The 17,632-nt window shown below is 27.7% G+C and carries 13 protein-coding genes and 1 pseudogene; 2 read left to right on the top strand and 12 right to left on the bottom strand.

What is annotated here, in order from left to right:
- Positions 1 to 6: 6 nt before the first annotated feature.
- The 11 genes and pseudogenes from prmC to gltX form a co-directional block, all read right to left on the bottom strand.
- Entirely contained in the window at positions 7 to 855 is an 849-nt protein-coding gene (gene prmC, locus MPUT_RS03335) for a peptide chain release factor N(5)-glutamine methyltransferase (protein WP_014035369.1), read from the bottom strand.
- Positions 848 to 1,942 (bottom strand): peptide chain release factor 1, encoded by a 1,095-nt coding sequence (gene prfA / locus MPUT_RS03340; protein ID WP_014035370.1) that lies wholly within the window; start codon positions 1,940 to 1,942, stop codon positions 848 to 850. Before prfA ends, prmC begins: the two co-directional genes overlap by 8 nt.
- Before the next feature lie 3 nt (positions 1,943 to 1,945).
- The gene (locus MPUT_RS03345) at positions 1,946 to 2,572 is read right to left on the bottom strand and encodes a thymidine kinase (RefSeq protein WP_014035371.1); all 627 of its coding nucleotides are present in this window, start codon (positions 2,570 to 2,572) and stop codon (positions 1,946 to 1,948) included.
- A gap of 4 nt (positions 2,573 to 2,576) precedes the next feature.
- On the bottom strand, positions 2,577 to 3,518 hold the full coding sequence (locus MPUT_RS03350) for a DHH family phosphoesterase (protein ID WP_014035372.1): 942 nt from the start codon (positions 3,516 to 3,518) through the stop codon (positions 2,577 to 2,579).
- Positions 3,505 to 5,397: a hypothetical protein gene (locus MPUT_RS03355; RefSeq protein ID WP_014035373.1), complete on the bottom strand. Its 1,893-nt coding sequence runs from the start codon at positions 5,395 to 5,397 to the stop codon at positions 3,505 to 3,507. Before MPUT_RS03355 ends, MPUT_RS03350 begins: the two co-directional genes overlap by 14 nt.
- A gap of 107 nt (positions 5,398 to 5,504) precedes the next feature.
- On the bottom strand, positions 5,505 to 5,783 hold the full coding sequence (rpmE, locus tag MPUT_RS03360) for a 50S ribosomal protein L31 (protein WP_014035374.1): 279 nt from the start codon (positions 5,781 to 5,783) through the stop codon (positions 5,505 to 5,507).
- 273 nt (positions 5,784 to 6,056) lie between these two features.
- Positions 6,057 to 6,947, bottom strand: a complete 891-nt coding sequence (gene fba, locus MPUT_RS03365) for a class II fructose-1,6-bisphosphate aldolase (RefSeq protein WP_014035375.1) — start codon at positions 6,945 to 6,947, stop codon at positions 6,057 to 6,059.
- A gap of 74 nt (positions 6,948 to 7,021) precedes the next feature.
- A pseudogene (locus MPUT_RS03935) lies at positions 7,022 to 8,621 on the bottom strand (CTP synthase).
- An 85-nt stretch (positions 8,622 to 8,706) separates the two neighbouring features.
- Complete coding sequence (rpoE, locus tag MPUT_RS03375; RefSeq protein WP_014035376.1) at positions 8,707 to 9,162, bottom strand: DNA-directed RNA polymerase subunit delta; 456 nt, start codon at positions 9,160 to 9,162, stop codon at positions 8,707 to 8,709.
- An 18-nt stretch (positions 9,163 to 9,180) separates the two neighbouring features.
- On the bottom strand, positions 9,181 to 10,395 hold the full coding sequence (locus MPUT_RS03380) for an HD domain-containing protein (protein WP_014035377.1): 1,215 nt from the start codon (positions 10,393 to 10,395) through the stop codon (positions 9,181 to 9,183).
- A gap of 12 nt (positions 10,396 to 10,407) precedes the next feature.
- Positions 10,408 to 11,859: a glutamate--tRNA ligase gene (gltX, locus tag MPUT_RS03385; protein WP_014035378.1), complete on the bottom strand. Its 1,452-nt coding sequence runs from the start codon at positions 11,857 to 11,859 to the stop codon at positions 10,408 to 10,410.
- Positions 11,860 to 12,130: 271 nt separating this feature from the next.
- On the opposite strand from gltX, the gene MPUT_RS03390 reads away from it, so the two are divergent.
- Complete coding sequence (locus tag MPUT_RS03390; RefSeq protein WP_014035379.1) at positions 12,131 to 14,056, top strand: type IA DNA topoisomerase; 1,926 nt, start codon at positions 12,131 to 12,133, stop codon at positions 14,054 to 14,056.
- Positions 14,057 to 14,200: 144 nt separating this feature from the next.
- Positions 14,201 to 15,688 (top strand): MFS transporter, encoded by a 1,488-nt coding sequence (locus MPUT_RS03395; protein WP_014035380.1) that lies wholly within the window; start codon positions 14,201 to 14,203, stop codon positions 15,686 to 15,688.
- Between the two features lie 83 nt (positions 15,689 to 15,771).
- On the opposite strand, the gene MPUT_RS03400 is transcribed toward MPUT_RS03395, so the two are convergent.
- The gene (locus tag MPUT_RS03400; RefSeq protein WP_014035381.1) at positions 15,772 to 17,553 is read right to left on the bottom strand and encodes a YfcC family protein; all 1,782 of its coding nucleotides are present in this window, start codon (positions 17,551 to 17,553) and stop codon (positions 15,772 to 15,774) included.
- Between the last annotated feature and the right edge of the window lie 79 nt (positions 17,554 to 17,632).

Genomic DNA, 17,632 nt, shown 5'->3' on the forward strand with positions numbered 1-17,632 from the left:
TCTTTCCTAAAAATTTTTAATGACTAGATTTCTTCAATTACCGTAATGATCTCTTTTAAATTCTCAATTATATTTTAAACAATTATCTTTTAATATTTCTTCAATAATTTTTTTTTGGTTTCAACCAAATTCTAAGACTATAATGAAATTTTGATCTAAATCCATAATTTTATCAATGTTATTGATTAATTTTTTATAAAAATATAAGCCACGATCACTAGCAAATAAAGCAATATTAGGTTCATATAACTTAACATTTTCAGAAAGTGTTTGATCATTGGCATCAATATATGGAGGGTTACAAACCAAAACATTTGATTTAATTGATTGATCTATAAGGACTTTAATAAAATTAGATTTTAAAACTCTAATATTATGTAAATTAAATTTTTTAAGATTTTTACGAGCAATATTTAGTGCATTATCATCTATATCAATTAACAAAACATTATTTAAGCTATTTAATAATGCTAGGGTAATGCCTAAACATCCACTACCAGTACATAAATCAGTAATAGTTAAATTATTGTTGTTTTTTACAAAATCATAAACTAGATCAATAATTTGTTCTGATTCAATTCTTGGAATTAAAACATTTTTGTCAACATAAAAATTATGTTTATAAAAATATTTACTCTTTGTAATATAAGCTAATGGGTAATTTGTTTCTAATAAATTTAGGATTTTTTCAAGTTGAGTTAGCTGATGATCAGAAAGATTGTAATCTAAGTTAGAAGCGATCCACTGGTAATCTTTTTTTAAAATATGACTTAAAATAGTATAAACATCAGCTTTAGAACAGCTGATGTTTTTGTTATTTAAAATTTTGTTAAAAACTTTATATATACTAATCATTATTGTTTTCTAATTGTTTAGCAACTTTTTGTCGTTGCTCTTCATTTATCAATGCAATGATAAACTCATCAATGTTTCCTTGCATAACTTGATCTAATTTGTTCAAAGTTAAGCCAACTCGGTGATCAGTCACCCGATTTTGAGGGTAGTTATAAGTTCTAATTTTTTCTGATCTTGCTCCAGTACCAACAGCACTTTTTCTATTAGCATCAGCTTCTGCTTGTTGTTTTTCTAATTCTGCTTCATAAATTTTAGCTCTCAGCATAGTCATAGCAACATCTTTATTGTCATGCTGACTTCTACCATCTTGGCTAGCTGCAACTATTCCTGTTGGAATGTGAGTAATTCTGACTGCCGAATCAGTAGTATTAACGTGTTGTCCTCCAGCCCCAGATGAACGATAAGTATCAATTCTTAAATCTGAAGGTTTAATATCTACTTCAACTTCACTCATTTCAGGTAAAACTGCAACCGTAGCAGTTGATGTTTGAATTCTACCCTTTGCTTCAGTTTTTGGAACACGTTGAACTCGATGAGCACCTGATTCAAATTTTAATTTTGAATAAACTCTGTCGCCTTTAATCATAAAAACAACTTGACTATATCCACCAGCTTCACCTACCGATGCTTCCATGATACTAATTTTCCAACCTTGCTCTTCAGCATAAAGTTTGTACATTCTTAATAGATCACCAGCAAAAATATTAGCTTCATCACCACCTGCAGCTCCCCTGATTTCTACAATAACGTTCTTATCATCATTAGGATCTTTTGGTAATAATAGTTCTTCAATTACTTTAATTAATGGGTCAAGTTTTAAGGTATTTTCTTCAAGTTCCAATTTAGCTAATTCAATTAATTCTGGGTCTTTTTCGTTTTCTAAAATTTTTTTAGCGTCTTGAATCTGTTGTTTTGCTGTTTTATATTCAACAAATTTTTGAACAACTTCTTCTAAATTAGCTCTTTCTTTATTTAATTCAGTAAACTTTTTAATATCTTTTAAAACTTCTTCTTTTTGCAGGTCTTGTTCAATTTGAATCAATCGTTTTTGCATGGTTTCTAACGCTTCATACGTTTTTGGATTCATTTACTAATCCTCCTTTTTAGGCAGCACATAACAAGATCGGCATCGCGCTTCATAACTCTCAGTTCCATCAACAAGAATTAATGGTGAATCTCATTTTGCAGGTTCGCCATCAACAATTCGTTGTGATCGATTTGCAAAATTTCCACATATATGGCATCGTGCTCTTAATTTGGTAACAAATTCAGCTAAAGCTAATAATTTATCAACATTTTTAAAGGGCTTAGATCTAAAATCTTTATCTAATCCGTTAACAATTACAATAATTCCTTGATCTGCTAGTTGATCAATTAATTCAACAATATCTTCATCAAGAAATTGTACTTCATCAATACCTACAACGTCAACTATCTTAGTTAAATTTTCATTATCAATTATTTTTCTGATATCACTACTGTTTTGCACAATATACGAATCAAGCATAGTTCCAGAATGAGAAGCTACATGGTGTTTTGAATAACGCTGATCAATTCCAGGTTTAAAAACTACAACCTTTTTCTTTGCATATGATAAAACTCTAATTCTTCTGATAAATTCTTCGGTTTTTCCAGCAAACATACAACCAGTAATTAATTCAATTCATCCCATTTTATTATTTGAACAACTCATTTCAGTTTCGTTTATATCATTCATATTATTACCCCTTAATTAATAGTTCTTCTAATTCAAGTATTAGTGTTGGGACTTCTTCTAGTGAAACCAGTTTAGCTCCAGCAGCTAATCTATGTCCTCCACCATTATATTTTTGAGCAATTTTATTAACTTCATAATCTCTACTTCTTAATGATAATTTTAATTGATCTTGATATTCAATAACTGTAAATCAGATCTTAATTTCAGAAATTCCTGCCATAGTTAGTAATGAAGTTTTTATTTCTTCATAGTTTAAGTCTCAGTCAACTAAGTCATTTTTAGTCAAGATAAGATAGGCTATTCCTGAATCAGTGAATTGAACTTTTGAAAAGGCAAAGTTCATTCATTTTCTCATTTTTAGTGGTGAGACATATAAATAGTCATTAGCTTTTTTTAGATCAGCTCCAAATTCTAATAATTTAGAAGCAACCATAAAAGTTTTGGTATCAGTTTTATCATATAAAAATCTTCCTGAATCAGTTAACAGTCCTAAATATAAGTTGTGAGCCGCTTTTTTAGGAATTATTAAATTCATTTGCATTGCTCATAAACTAATAACCATTGTATTAGCAATTGATGAATCTAAAATTAAATCATTATCTGCATAATCTTCAACGTTAATGTGATGATCTATTTTAAACGTTTCTTTAGCTAAATCAAATCTGTCAAAATCAACTCTAGATTTAACCGCTGTATCAACTGTAATTAACAATGAATCACTTACAAACTGATCACTAATTTGATTAGCTAAAAAATCAGTATCATCATTTAGTCTATCACCAACAACATAAATAGTTTTATTATCAAAATTTTTTTCAATAATATAAGCAAGTCCCATAGCACTACCTTGAGCATCTCAGTCCGGTAGCTTATGCTTTGCAATAATGATCTTATTGTATTGTTTAATTTTTTCTATTAAAATTTCGCTTTTTTTAATGTCTAACATCTTTAACCTCTTCTGAAACAATCTTACTTATGCTTTCTTTGTTTAAATAAATAACGAGTTTGTTACTAATTTTTAATTGCGATGCTTGATTGTAAAAAAAGATTTTGGTTTTGTATTCAGTAACTCCACAGTAAATATTTTTGTCATTAAATTTATTAGATTTAACTAATTTCAAAATAATTGGTAAATCATTGCTATTGCTAAAATTTAAACTAATCCTAAAAGGATTTAAAAAAATAGTTCCGGTTTTTTTAAGATAATTAGCTTGTATGTTTCAGTTTTTATTTTCAACTTCAATTTGACCTAGTTTAGTTTTTTGATATTTCAAATTATTGAAATTAATTTGATAATCATAATCTAAACCTAGATCAAAAATCTTTTCAGCTGATAAAAGTTCTAAATTGTTATTATTAACTGTATAAATTAGTTTTGATAAGTCTTGAACATATCTAAGTGAATCATTTAAAAAAATAAAAGTTAAAGAAGGATTAAATTCTTGAATGCGTTTAATTGTATTAATTAATTTATCAAAATCTTTTTGTGTTAAAAGTTGAGTGAAATTTGAAAACACAATATTTTTTTTACTTAAGTTAATTGCTTTTAAGATCTTAATATAAATAAGGTTTAGCGGCGAAACTTGAAAACTACTTTTAATAAATCATTGAAATTTCATGTTATATTTTTCAACATTTTCACTCATTCATTCGGTTGCTTGCTGAAAAACATTTTTAATTTGTGACTTATAGTATTTTTTTAAAACTAAATATTCATTTTTATTATTATATTTAGTATTTCCAGAAATAATTTGCTCATGATATTTATGAATAAAATAAGCAATTTGTTTACCTACTAATTTACACTCTTGACGTAGTAATCCTAGCATATCTTCTTTTTGTTTTAGTTCAATATCAGTTAGTTGATCTTCAACGGTTTTTTGTCAATTTTTGTAGGCATAGTCAGTTTTACTAAATAAAGGTTTAGAAATATTATTTTGCTTGAAATACTTTTTAAATTCAAAATTAATTTGTTTTTGAAGCTGTTTTAATTTTTTATTATCTTTATAAATTGCTAATCTTAATTCAGTTATTTTTGAACCAATAATTTTTAATTGTTTTGCTACTACATATTTTGTTTGTGAATAATTAAATTTTTTTCAATCTTTTTTTAATTCTTTATTTGATGATCTTTTAACATTATACTCACAACTACAAGAATCACGCAATTCGTCAAATGTATAAATGTTATCTCACATAATTTGTTGAAACATTAACATTAATTGATTAATTCTTATTGTTACTTTTAAGTTTTCGATCATTCTTGAAAGAACTTTTATTTGCGGTGGTAAATCATTAAAAATTTCAATAGGTTTTTTTTGATTATATTTTAATAAATTTCTTAAATAATCGTTTAATACTTTTTGCTCAGTTGTGGTTGAATTAGTAATAAACTGAGACATAACTTTATCAATATTTTTTCTTACTTTTTGATCGTTAATTTCATTTTTTGAAGCAACAAAAGAAAAATAATTATATTTTTCTTCATTATATTTAACCATCGCTTTTCTTAAGAATCTTGAATCAAATAATAATGACAAAGCTAATACTCATTTAGCAGGAATCAATCTCTTAAAAAGATTATTATTTTTGATGTATTCAACATTATTTTTAACAAATTGTTTGCTAACAATGTCAATATCATCTATCTGATATCTTCCTGTTTTATTTTTTTCTTTTCCTAGTAAAACTCTTTTAAAGAAATTAAATTTTTCAGGTTCTTGAATGACAACATTTATTATTTCACCATCATCAGCAGTAAAGTTAATTTTTTCTATTTTCGGATCTTTGGACAAAAAGGTTAATTCACTAAATCGATACGACATTTGTCTACCTCCGATCCCATTTATCTATATATTATTTTAAATTATTTAAGCCTTATTTTCTTTATTAAAGAAAAACTCACAACAATGCAGTTGTGAGTATAAATTGATTATTTACTTGTTTTATTTTTAGCTTTTTGATCAGCTGAATGTTTTTCAACAGTTGCTTTAATTGAGTCTCTTTTTGCAAATTTAGATTTAAATTGTTCAACACGTCCAGCATTATTAACAAATGTTTGGGCACCTGTAAAGAAAGGGTGACAATTTGAACAAATATCAATTCTTACTTCTTCTGCTTTAGTAGTTCCACAAATTCATTCATTTGAACAAGTTGTGCAAACAAATTTTGCTTCATTAAAGTATTTTGGTTGAATATCACTTTTTGGCATAGTCTTTGCTCCTTGCTATGTTATCATTTTGATATTTGATACGATATAAAGTATATAACAAAAAAATAGAAAATAAAATTTTTAATTACATCAAAAAAATAATAATTAAATACTAAGTCTAAGGATTTTTAATAGAGATTTTAAATAGACTATTTTTTAATAAATTACTTTATGATGAGATTATTGTTAATCTATATTAACCTATTTAATAACTACTAAAAATACATCCAAATTAATGAATGTATTATTTATTATTATTTAAATTTATAGCTTTTAAGCTTTGTTTTTGCATCCAAATCATTCTGTTAATTCTAAAAAAGTTTGTTTTAAAGCATCACAACCTGGTTTTAGCAATTTACGAGGATCGAATCCTTTTTTAGCATCATCTAGATCTTTTTGTTCTTCAATATATTTTCTAGTTGCATCTCTAAATGCTAATTGTAATTCAGTATTAACATTAATTTTTGAAATTCCTAGTGAAATTGCTTTTTTAACTTGTTCTTGTGGAACACCTGATCCACCATGCAATACCATTGGCATGTTGCATGCTTTTTGCAGTGAGTTTAAAGTATCGAATGATAGTGAAGTTCATCAGCTTGGATATTTCCCATGAATGTTTCCAATTCCAGCAGCTAACATTGAAATTCCTGTTGTTGAAATTTCTTTTGCTTGAGCTGAATCACCTAGCTCTCCTTGTCCAACAACACCATCTTCTTCACCACCAATTGAACCAATTTCAGCTTCAACTGAAACTTCATATTCTTTTGCGAATTCAACTAGTTCTTTAGTCATTTTTAGATTTTCTTCATATGGTAAATGTGAACCGTCAAACATCACTGATGAATAACCTGCCAGAATACATTTTTTAGCCATTTCAACTGATTGACCATGATCTAAATGTAAAGCAACAGGAACTGTAATATCTAAAAAGTCCAATAATCCATTAACCATTCCTACAACAGTTTCAATCCCGCCCATATATTTAATAGCACCTTCACTGGTTGCTAAAATAACTGGTGTATTAGAAGCTTGAGCAGCTTCTAAAATTGATTTTGTTCATTCTAAGTTATTGATATTAAAATGTCCAATTGCATATTTATTTTTATGGGCATCATTAACCATTTTAGTAGCATTGACTAGTCTTTTATGATATAACTTTGGCATTTTATTTTCTCCTTTTACAGGTTTATTTTATCATCTTTAAAGCTTATTAATTGTTTGAAAATTAGGCATAACTATTAGTTATTGTTTTTAACAATTGCTTCAATAAAGCCTTTAAATAACGGATTTGGTTTATTAGGACGTGAAGTAAATTCTGGATGGAATTGACTTGCTACAAAAAATTTTAATGAAGGTATTTCAACTATTTCTACAAGGTTTTTTTCTTCATAAATTCCTGAAAATCTTAATCCAACGCTTTCAAAATCTTTTTTAAATTCATTGTTAAATTCATATCTATGGCGATGTCTTTCAAATGCATATTCAGACTGATATAATCTAGCAACAATTGATTCTGGATTTAATTTAGTTGGCATTGTTCCCAATCTTAATGTTCCACCAATATTGTGTCGATCAATTCCTTTAATAAAATCAAAAATTGCATGAGAAGTTGTTTCATCAAACTCAGTTGAATTAGCATCTTTTCATCCCAATAAATCTCTAGCTATAGAAATAGTTGCAATTTGCATTCCTAGACAAATTCCAAGATAAGGTATATTGTTTTCTCTTGCAAAGCGACTTGCTAACATCATTCCTTCAATTCCTCTATTTCCAAAGCCTCCAGGAACTAAAATTGCTTGAGAAACTTTTAATGATTCTTTATAGTTTTGTTCAGTTAACTTATCTGCTTGAATTCATTTAATTTTAATTTTTTTATTAAATTCTCAACCTGCGATTTTTAAAGATTCGATAACAGAAAGGTATGCATCTTGTAATTCTATATATTTTCCAACAAATGTTATTTCGATTTCTTCAGTTGAAGTATCTATTTTTTTATTAAACTGTTTTCAAGATGATAGGTCAATTGTTTTTGCTTTTAGCCTTAATTGACTAATTATTAAATTATGTAAATTTTGATCAGCCATAGCCAGTGGAACTCGATAAATTGAGTCTTGATCTACAGCATCAATAATATTTTGAATAGGAACGTTACAAAATAAAGATACTTTTTCTTTAATTTCTTGTGGTGAATTTTTATCACTTCTTGAAATAATAACATCGGGTTGAATTCCTAAGCTTAACAATTTCTCTTACTGAATATTGGATAGGTTTTGTTTTATATTCTTTAGAAGCAGCTAGTCATAATAATAAAACAACATGAATAAACATTACGTTTTCTTTTCCTTGTTCCATTCTAATTTGACGAATAGCTTCAATAAATGGTTGAGATTCAATATCTCCCACTGTCCCACCGATTTCAGAAATCACAACATCAGCTTTACTTCTCTGAGCAGCTAGATAAACCTTATGTTTGATTGCATCAGTAATATGAGGAACTACTTGAATGGTTTTACCATGTGAGTCTCCACGTCTTTCACCTTCAATTACTTCCAAATAAATTTTTCCAGCACTCGTTGATGAGATTTTTGATAATTCTTCATTAACAAAACGTTCGTAATGACCTAAGTCTAAATCAGTTTCTCCACCATCGGCAGTGACAAAAACCTCACCATGCTGATAAGGAGACATTGTTCCAGGATCAACGTTTAAATATGGATCAAATTTTTGCATAAAGACTTTTAATCCACTTGCTTCTAGTAATGCTCCTATAGAACTAGCTGTGATTCCTTTACCTAACCCAGAAACAACTCCACCGGTTATAAATATAAACTTTGCCATATTTTTCTCCTTTCAGTTTTCAATAATAATTTTAATAATAAAAATAAAAAAGTCGTAAAAACATAAGTTTTACAACTTTTAGAAATTATTCATCATAATCATCGTCATGATCTAAATTAAAACTATCTTCTATATCATCATAATCATCATTTTCATCATAAAATTCATCATCATAATCTTCGTCTAGCTCTTGATTAAAATAATCGTCTTCATCTAATATGGTTGTTTGATCATCTAAATCATCTTGAGAATTAGAAGTTTTTGATTTTTTTTCTGACTCATCAACAAAATTATTGGCAAATTGTCTTTTAATATCTTCAACTTCAGGATCTATACTTAATGCTCATAAACTATCTGAAGTTAAAGCAAAACGATTATCTAAAACCATGTCTCCATATAAATCAGCAATAACTGAGATTTCATCTTTTTTCTGGCTTATCACATCACCTGAAATAGCTTGTCAAATTTGATTTAGACTTGTTGGTTTTTTAACTTCGTGTAGATAATCATAGACTAAGTTTAAATTTGTTTTGTTTGTCATGTTTTCACCTTCTGTTTATTACTCTACTTCTTTTGGAAATAAGTATTTTATCTCATTTGGTTGATTGTTTATTTCATTCATAGTACAAAATAATTTACTTACTTCTTCAAGAGTTTTAATTTGATTTGTAACATTGTCGATTAAATAGATATTTTCATCTTTAAAATTATCTTGTTTTACTTTATACATAACTGATGGTTTTGTAATAATTTCTAATAAATAATACTCCGGATCATATCCTTTTTGAAGTAATTTATCTACTATTGTTTTTCTATCAACAACTTGTTGATCTTTACAAGCAAATAGTTCTCGATTAATAATCCTTTTTGATAAATCACTTAATATTTGATCATTTTCTTCTTTACAATTTGAAAAAATGTTAAACATTAAATAATCATCAATTTTAAGATATTGCTCTAATTCAAGATCTTTGTTGTTGAATAGATTATTAAACAACCCTACTATTCTATCATCTTTAAATTGATATTTGTTTTTAAATAAAGATTTAACTCTTTTAAATCAACTTATAAATACAGCATCAAAACTAATTGAAATTTTGTGATTATAAACTTGCTGGTACATATGATATCTTCCTAGCAAATAAGATTCAATAGCATAGATTGTTTTAAAAGGAAAGACAATTTTATCATCTTTGATTTGAGCGTTTCTAATTAATCACTTAACATCTAAAGTTGCATAATCAACGCCACAGTTATAAGAATCTCTAATTAAATAATCAAATCTATCAGCATCAATTTGTGAACTAACTAATAAATTAATAATTTTATTTTTGTACGTTCCTTGGATAATTGAAACTATATCATTTGCATCAATTTGATAGTTTCTTAAAATTTTGTTGATATCTCCATTGGGATTTTTAATAATTTCAGCTGTGTATTGTTCGTGAGATTTATTTGTGATTTTTTCAAATGTGTGAGAAAAAGCTGTGTGACCTACATCATGCATCAAACCTGCCAATTTAACTAGCATTTGTTCTTTTTTATCAATAAATTGAAAAGCTTTATTTTTAAAAAATTCTGTTAAAACATGATATACACCAATACAGTGACTAAATCTTGTGTGTGTGGCGCTTGGATAGGCAAATTGTGTTCCAGCAAGTTGCAAAATTCTTCTTAGTCTTTGCATTTCACTTGTATTAATAATTTCAATATAAACGGGATGATCAAAATAAATATCTCCGTGAACATTATCTCTAATTACTTTTTCATACATCTTAATCACCTATTACTTACTAAAAGAATTTATGTTATTTAAGACTTTTTCTTTTCCTAATAAGAAAATAACATCTGCTAGGCTAGGACCATGTTGAGATTTTGAAGTAAATATTCGAATAGGCATAAATAATTCTTTACCTTTAACTTGTGCTTTTTGACTTGTTAATTTGATGGCTTGTTTAATATTTTCTAAACTTCAAGTATCTAAATTATTAATTGCAGTTGTAAACACATCAATAACTTTTTGAGAATTTTCTAAACTAGATAGTTCGTTGATGGTTTTATCATCTAAATCAAAATCACTAAAAAATAAATCTAAATGTTTATTTATTTGCGCACCATATTCTAACTCTTTTTTAAATAATAATAAAACAGCGTTTAATCAAGACTTTTCTTTTTTAGTAATATCAAATTTATTGGTATCAATAAATTTAGTTACAAACTCAAGATATTGATCATCACTTAATTGTTTCATATAAACTGAATTAATTCATTTCATCTTAATCATATCAAAAGTAGATGGGGACTTACTAAAACGTTTTTCATCAAACATTTCTATTAATTCACTAACAGATAAGATTTCTTGTTCACCTTTAGGAGATCAACCTAACAGAGCTATATAGTTAAAGATTGCTTGAGGTAAGTAACCTTGATTTTTATATTGCTCTATAAAAAATAATGCGTTACCACTTCTTTTTGATAGTTTTTTACCTGTTGAATCAACAATCAAAGTTAAGTGTCCAAAGACTGGATAATTTCAATTAAAAGCATCATAAATCATCATCTGACGAGGGGTATTGGAAATGTGCTCTTCACCTCTTAAAACGTGAGTAATTTGCATGTCAAAATCATCAACAACAACAGCAAAATTATAAGTTGCAATGCCATTACTTTTGATAATTATAAAATCACCTAAATCTTTTGAATCAAAACTAACTTCTCCTCGAACTATGTCATTAATTATTCACTTCTTATTTTCAGGAACTTTAAAGCGAATTGAAAATTCTTTATTATTAGTTAATTTTAGTTGAATTTCTTTTTCAGATAATTTCAAACATTTTTGAGAATATTTAGTTGCAATAATTCCTTGGGATGTTTGTTGCTGATAATCTTTTTCTAGTTCTTCACTTGTACAAAAACATCTATAAGCAAGTTTTTTTTCAACTAGTTGATTGGCTAAATCTCTGTATCTGTCAAACTTTTGTGATTGCACATATTTTCCATATTTTGCATCTCCAGGGTTAAAAACAGATTCATCGCAATTAATTCCTAGTCATTTTAAATTTTCAAATTGAGACTCAATTGCTCCTGAAACATTTCTTTCTAAATCAGTATCTTCAATCCGCACGATAAAACTACCATTATAATGTTTAGCAAATAAAAAATCCATTAGAGCAGTTCTTGTATTCCCGATATGTAAAAATCCAGTCGGTGATGGTGCATAACGCAATCTGTATGACATAAATTATCTCCTTTACAATCGTATATATTGTAATACCAAATTTTAAAAAAGGACTATATTTATTTATTTTCAAAAAACCATTGAAAATAATTTGATTGTAATTATTAGCTCTCATTATTGTATTAGCAAAAATCTCACAATTAATTTATAAATTATAACAAAATTACTAACTTACTGTTTAAGCTCAAACTATCTATAATTGACTATTGAAAACAAAAGCATTATAAATATGATAGTATATAAAAATGGACAGAAATATAGGAGCGTGATTATGAAAGTTTTAGTTCTATTAGAATCACCATCAAAAATATCTAAAATTCAACAATATCTACAACAAAGCTTTCCAAATAATCAATACACAGTACTTGCAAGTGGAGGACATATTGCAAAAATAGCCGATAAAGGAACTTGAGGATTAGGAATTGATTTTCAAACAATGCAACCTGAGTTTGTGTTAGAAAAAACTAGATCTAAAATAGTTTCTGAAATTAAAAAAGAAGGTAAAAAAGCTGATCTAATCGTTCTTGCTTCAGATCCAGATAGAGAAGGAGAAGCGATTGCCTGACACTTAGCCAAATTATTTGAAGATCAAGATAAAGAAATTAAACGTGCAACTTTTAATGAAATTACAAAAGAAGCAGTTAGCGAAGCTTTTAATAATTTAAGAGAAATTGATATGAACCTAGTTCAAGCACAATTTGCAAGACAAATGTTAGATAAAATTATTGGTTATTTAGTATCAAAATCACTACAAAAATCAACAGGTTTAATGAGTGCAGGCCGTGTTCAAACTCCAGCACTAAATATTCTTGCAACACGTGATGAAATTATTAAAAAATTCAAAGAAACTTTATATAAAAAGATCTTTGTGATTGATAAATTAAAAACTATTAGACTGGTTTTAACTAAAGACAAAAATGATAGATTAGTAAATACTGAAAAAACATACTACATCACAGATCAACAAGCAAAAGAAATTGTTGAAGAACTAACTGAAATTTATAAATGTACTGATTATAAATCAACTGCTTTTGAAACAAGAAGTTTTAAACCTTATTCAACTGCTGGATTACTTCAAGATGGATTCAGTAAATTAAAATTAAGCGCTGGTCAAATTACTCTAGCTGCACAAAAATTATATGAACTTGGATATATTACTTATATTCGTACAGATTCAGTTAAATATTCTGATCATTTTATTAAAGATGCTAAAGAATATATTAATAAGAACTATTCAGAAGAGCTATTTAAAGAGCCTGTTGCTGGTAAAAAAGATTTAAATAGTCAAGAAGCTCATGAATCAATTAGACCAACTGATATTTGACTAACTCCAGAAAAAGCAAAATTAGAAATTCAAGACACAGTTCAACAAAGAGTTTATAGTTTAATTTGGTGAAACTCTATTAAATCTTTAATGAAAGGTCCTAGCGGATTTAATCATAGATGAACATTTAAAAATAATAACTATGAATTTAAACAATCATGACAAGAAGTTTTAGATCTTGGATATCAAGCTATTAAACACTCATCAAGTGATGAAAATATTGAATTAAATGAAGATGAAGAAGTTGAAGAAATTTTAAAACAAAAACCTCGTTTTGAGTTCAATAAGGGATTTGAGTTAAAACTATCAAAAAAACATATTAAAGTTGAAGATGCTAAAACAAACCCGCCTAAAATGTTTAACCAAGCAAGTTTAATTAAAGAGCTAAAAAATTTAGGAATTGGAAGACCATCTACATACAACCCAATACTAACAAAATTAAAAGATCGTCAATATATTGAATATCCAAGATCAAAACCAATCACTGTGACAACTAAAGGTTATGAGGCTAATAATTTCTTATACCAACACTACAAAGATTTTTTCAATCTAAACTACACAGCTGAGATGGAAGAAAAACTAGATAGAATTATTGAAGGCGATTTTGATTATCAATTATGATTAAGTGAGATTTTTGCTTCTCTAGACAAAAAAGTTAAAGAAGAAATTTCTCAAGTAACAACTGATGTATTGTGTCCTAGATGTAAACAAGCAAATTTGACTTTCATTAAATCTAAATTTAATCGAGGTAGAGGTTGTTCAAACTTTACAAAAACAGGATGTGGATATCGAGAATACGAACAACCTGATGGAACTTGAAAAGAATATGTTCCCGCAGCTAAGGAACAAGATTCTAAGCAGGAAAAAAACTAAATTAAAAGATTTTTATAGTTTAAACAGTTGTTTATCACAAACAACTGTTTTTAATTGTAATTCAAACAATAATTAGTAAAATTAATTAGTAACTGTGGATTTTTTCATATGTTTCAATCTTATAAAAAAACAAAAGGAGAAAGTATGAAGCAGAAAAAAAGTTTATTTGCTAAACTAAAAAACTTAATTAAAGAAAACTTTACCTTGTTTATTTTAGCTTTAGCAGATCTTTCAATTATGGCAATTCCATTTTATATGGATAACTTTATTCCAAACATTAATGCCAACTTCAAACTTCCGCAAGCTGATTATTCACAAGCTGGAGCAATTTATGGTTTTGTTTCATTGCCTTGTTATTTAATAGGTGCCTGACTTGGAGATAAATTCAGAAGTAAGTCATTGATTATGGCTGGAATAGGTATAACCGGGCTTTTAGGTATTTGATATATCTTTGTACCATTTATTCCATATTTTGCTGGAGTTACAGATCAACAAATCACTGGCGAAATTTTAATTGCAGTTAGAACACAATTATTTGTGATATATGGTGGTTTTGCATTTGCTACTTGTGCATTATTCTGAGCACCACTATGAAAATTAGTTAAAAACCAAAATGTTGATCACTTACCAGAAGAATTAAAAGAAAAAAAGGTTGGTAAAAATAATGGAATCCAAGGAATGTTAAATGGATTGATGGGATTGTTAATTGCTTTATTTGGAACATTATTATTCTACTTAAGTAAAGAAGATGGTGGTACTGCGATTTTAGGAAAAGTTGCAGGAGTTAATATTAGCTTTTTAATTCTAATTTCTATTTATACAAGTCTAATTATCATTTCACTAATATTAACTTTATTTTTTATTCATGAACCTAAAACAAAAGAACCTCCAACATTTTCTTTTAAATCAATTATTGATGTTTTAAAAGAAAAAACTGTTGTTTTATTAGCTATTTTAATTTTAGGTGTTTATATGTTACAAATGGGATTAAGCTCTTATATCAACTACCTAAAAAATATCTTTTTAGTTCCTACAGTGATTGTTGGAATTGTGGGAACATTTAGAACCTATGCCATGAGATTTCTAATAGCTGGATGGTTTGGAAGATATGCTGACAAGAAAAAATCATACATACCTCTAATTTGTATTGCTCTAGCAATAGGAATGGTTTTAGTAGCTGTGGCAATTGTTTTACCAGAACTTAACCCAAATCAAAAATTTAATGATAATAGTGCAGTGTCAATAATTTTACAAGTAGCTGCTTGTTTAAACCTAATTTTATTAGGAGCTGTAACATGAGCAGCAGTAACTATTAGATGATCTCCAATCGGAACCGATTTAGGAATTGAAAATCATAATTACGCTGCTGCAGTAAACATAATTAGTGTTATTGCTTTTAGTCCTGATGCTTTCTTTAAACAAATTAGATCAGCAATCGAAAGAAATCATCATATGAATCTTAATGATGGTACTCAAGTTGCAGATAAACTAGGTAATCAGTTAATTCTAGTTACTGTATTAGTGTTTGCAGCAATTGGACTAGCTGCTGGGATTGGATTACACTTTATTCTTAAAAAGAGACGTGATCAAAGTGAAATGGTTGAATTAGTTCAAATTCAAAAGTCAACTTAAAATCAATAAAGCATCACTTTGATGCTTTTTTTAAACTAAAAAAGTTGCAAGCAAATAAGCTCACAACTTACCTAATTAATATCTTATCCAACAATTGAGATTGGTAGTATTCCAGTTAGTACAATTAATAGAATTGATAACACTGTTAAACATCCAACCAGTGGCATAATTCCTTTTAAGTATCTTGAATATCCAACTCTTGAAATAGATACAGCTCCCATAACAACTCCACTAGTTGGTGTTATTAAATTAACTATTCCTGAAGCAAATTGAAATGCAGTTAAAGCTCCGGTTGCTGCATATAAATCTAGTTGATTATTTTTCATCAAAGAACTAGTTAGTAAAGGAAATATTGCAGTAGCAAATCCTGTGGTTGAAGGAATTAAAAATGATAATGGAATAAATAGAATAAATAAAACTAACGATTTTACTATACTATTAGTAATCCCACCAATTGAATTACTAATTCCAGCAACAAATAATGATTGTAGGTTTGTTTGATCTAGGATAAATCCAACCCCTGCAGCTGTTCCAATAATTAAAGATACAGATAAAATGTCACTTGCACCTTCAAACCATACTTTAAGGAATTTTTCTTCTCCCATTCAGTTGATAAAACCTAAAATAATGGCACTAAATAAAAACATTGCAGCAGTTACATCTAACCCACCATTTCCTCATCCTGGAATTACAGCAGATAAATAAGGAATGTGTTGTTTGATTCAATTAGCATGATCAGCCATAGTTGATGTATTAAATATTGCATCCCAACCAATTAAATAAATAATCATTATCACAAATGTTAAAGCAAAAATCACTAATGAAACTTTTTTTCTTCAATCCAATTTAATTTGATCAACTCTATTATGTAAAAAGAATTTTTTATCTCCTTCTAAAGTTGAAAAAGTAACAGATTTTGATGGATTTTTTTTAACTCTGATCGCATAGATCATAGTAAAGGCAATTGTAAATGATGTAAGTATAAATCAGAAAATAATACGTAAGATTAGTCCGTTTCCAACAGTCATTTTTGTAGCAGTTTCAGGTAGTTTACTATTAATTGCATCGATAACAATTGGCACTAAAAATGGGTTAACTGTAGAAGCAAGAACTCCTACACCAGCACCAGCCATAACAATCAATACTCCAGTAAAAACATCAAAACCAGCCATTAACATTAATGGAATAAAAATCATATAAAATCCTAGTGATTCTTCAGCCATTCCTTCAACTGATCCAAATATTGAAAAGAATGTCATTAATGGAATGATTGCTCAAACTTCTTTTCCCTTTAATTTAGCAACAATAGCTTGAGAAAATCCTTCCAAAGCCTTTGAAACTACTAACATATGAATAAATGCGCCAATACATAAAACAAAGATAATAATGTCTGCTTTATCTATAAATCCTTTGATTGGAGCGTACATAACATCGGCAATACCAATCGCTTGAATTCTTGCTTTACCAACAAATCTTGCAACACCATCAAAACCAATAACATAGCTATTGTTTTGTCAGACACTATCTTTCATGTTTTTAGTTCAACCTTGTGAGACTAGATTATCCATAAACTCTATTCATTCATGATTATTACCTGGTTGAACATTTGGTTTAGTTTGAACTCATTTGTCATAGACATTTTTTAGTGTTGAATCATATTTTCAATCTACAAAAGCTATTTTTTTATCAATATCAGTTTGGACATTAGCTCAGTATAAGATTCAAGAAACTAACATTAAAACAAACATGATTAAAAGAAGAATGCTAAAAGAAGAAATCATCTTAAACTTACGCTTTTTTTTGATTGTTTTGCTTTCAAAATCATTACTGGGCGCTGATTTTGTCTTAGTCTGATGACTATTCATATAATTCTCCTTTCTAGCAAAATAGATGCACTTGATATTAATTATACTTAAAATCATCAAAATAAAAATATCCAAAATA

The organism is Mycoplasma putrefaciens KS1 (assembly GCF_000224105.1).
Classification (GTDB): domain Bacteria; phylum Bacillota_I; class Bacilli_A; order Mycoplasmatales; family Mycoplasmataceae; genus Mycoplasma; species Mycoplasma putrefaciens.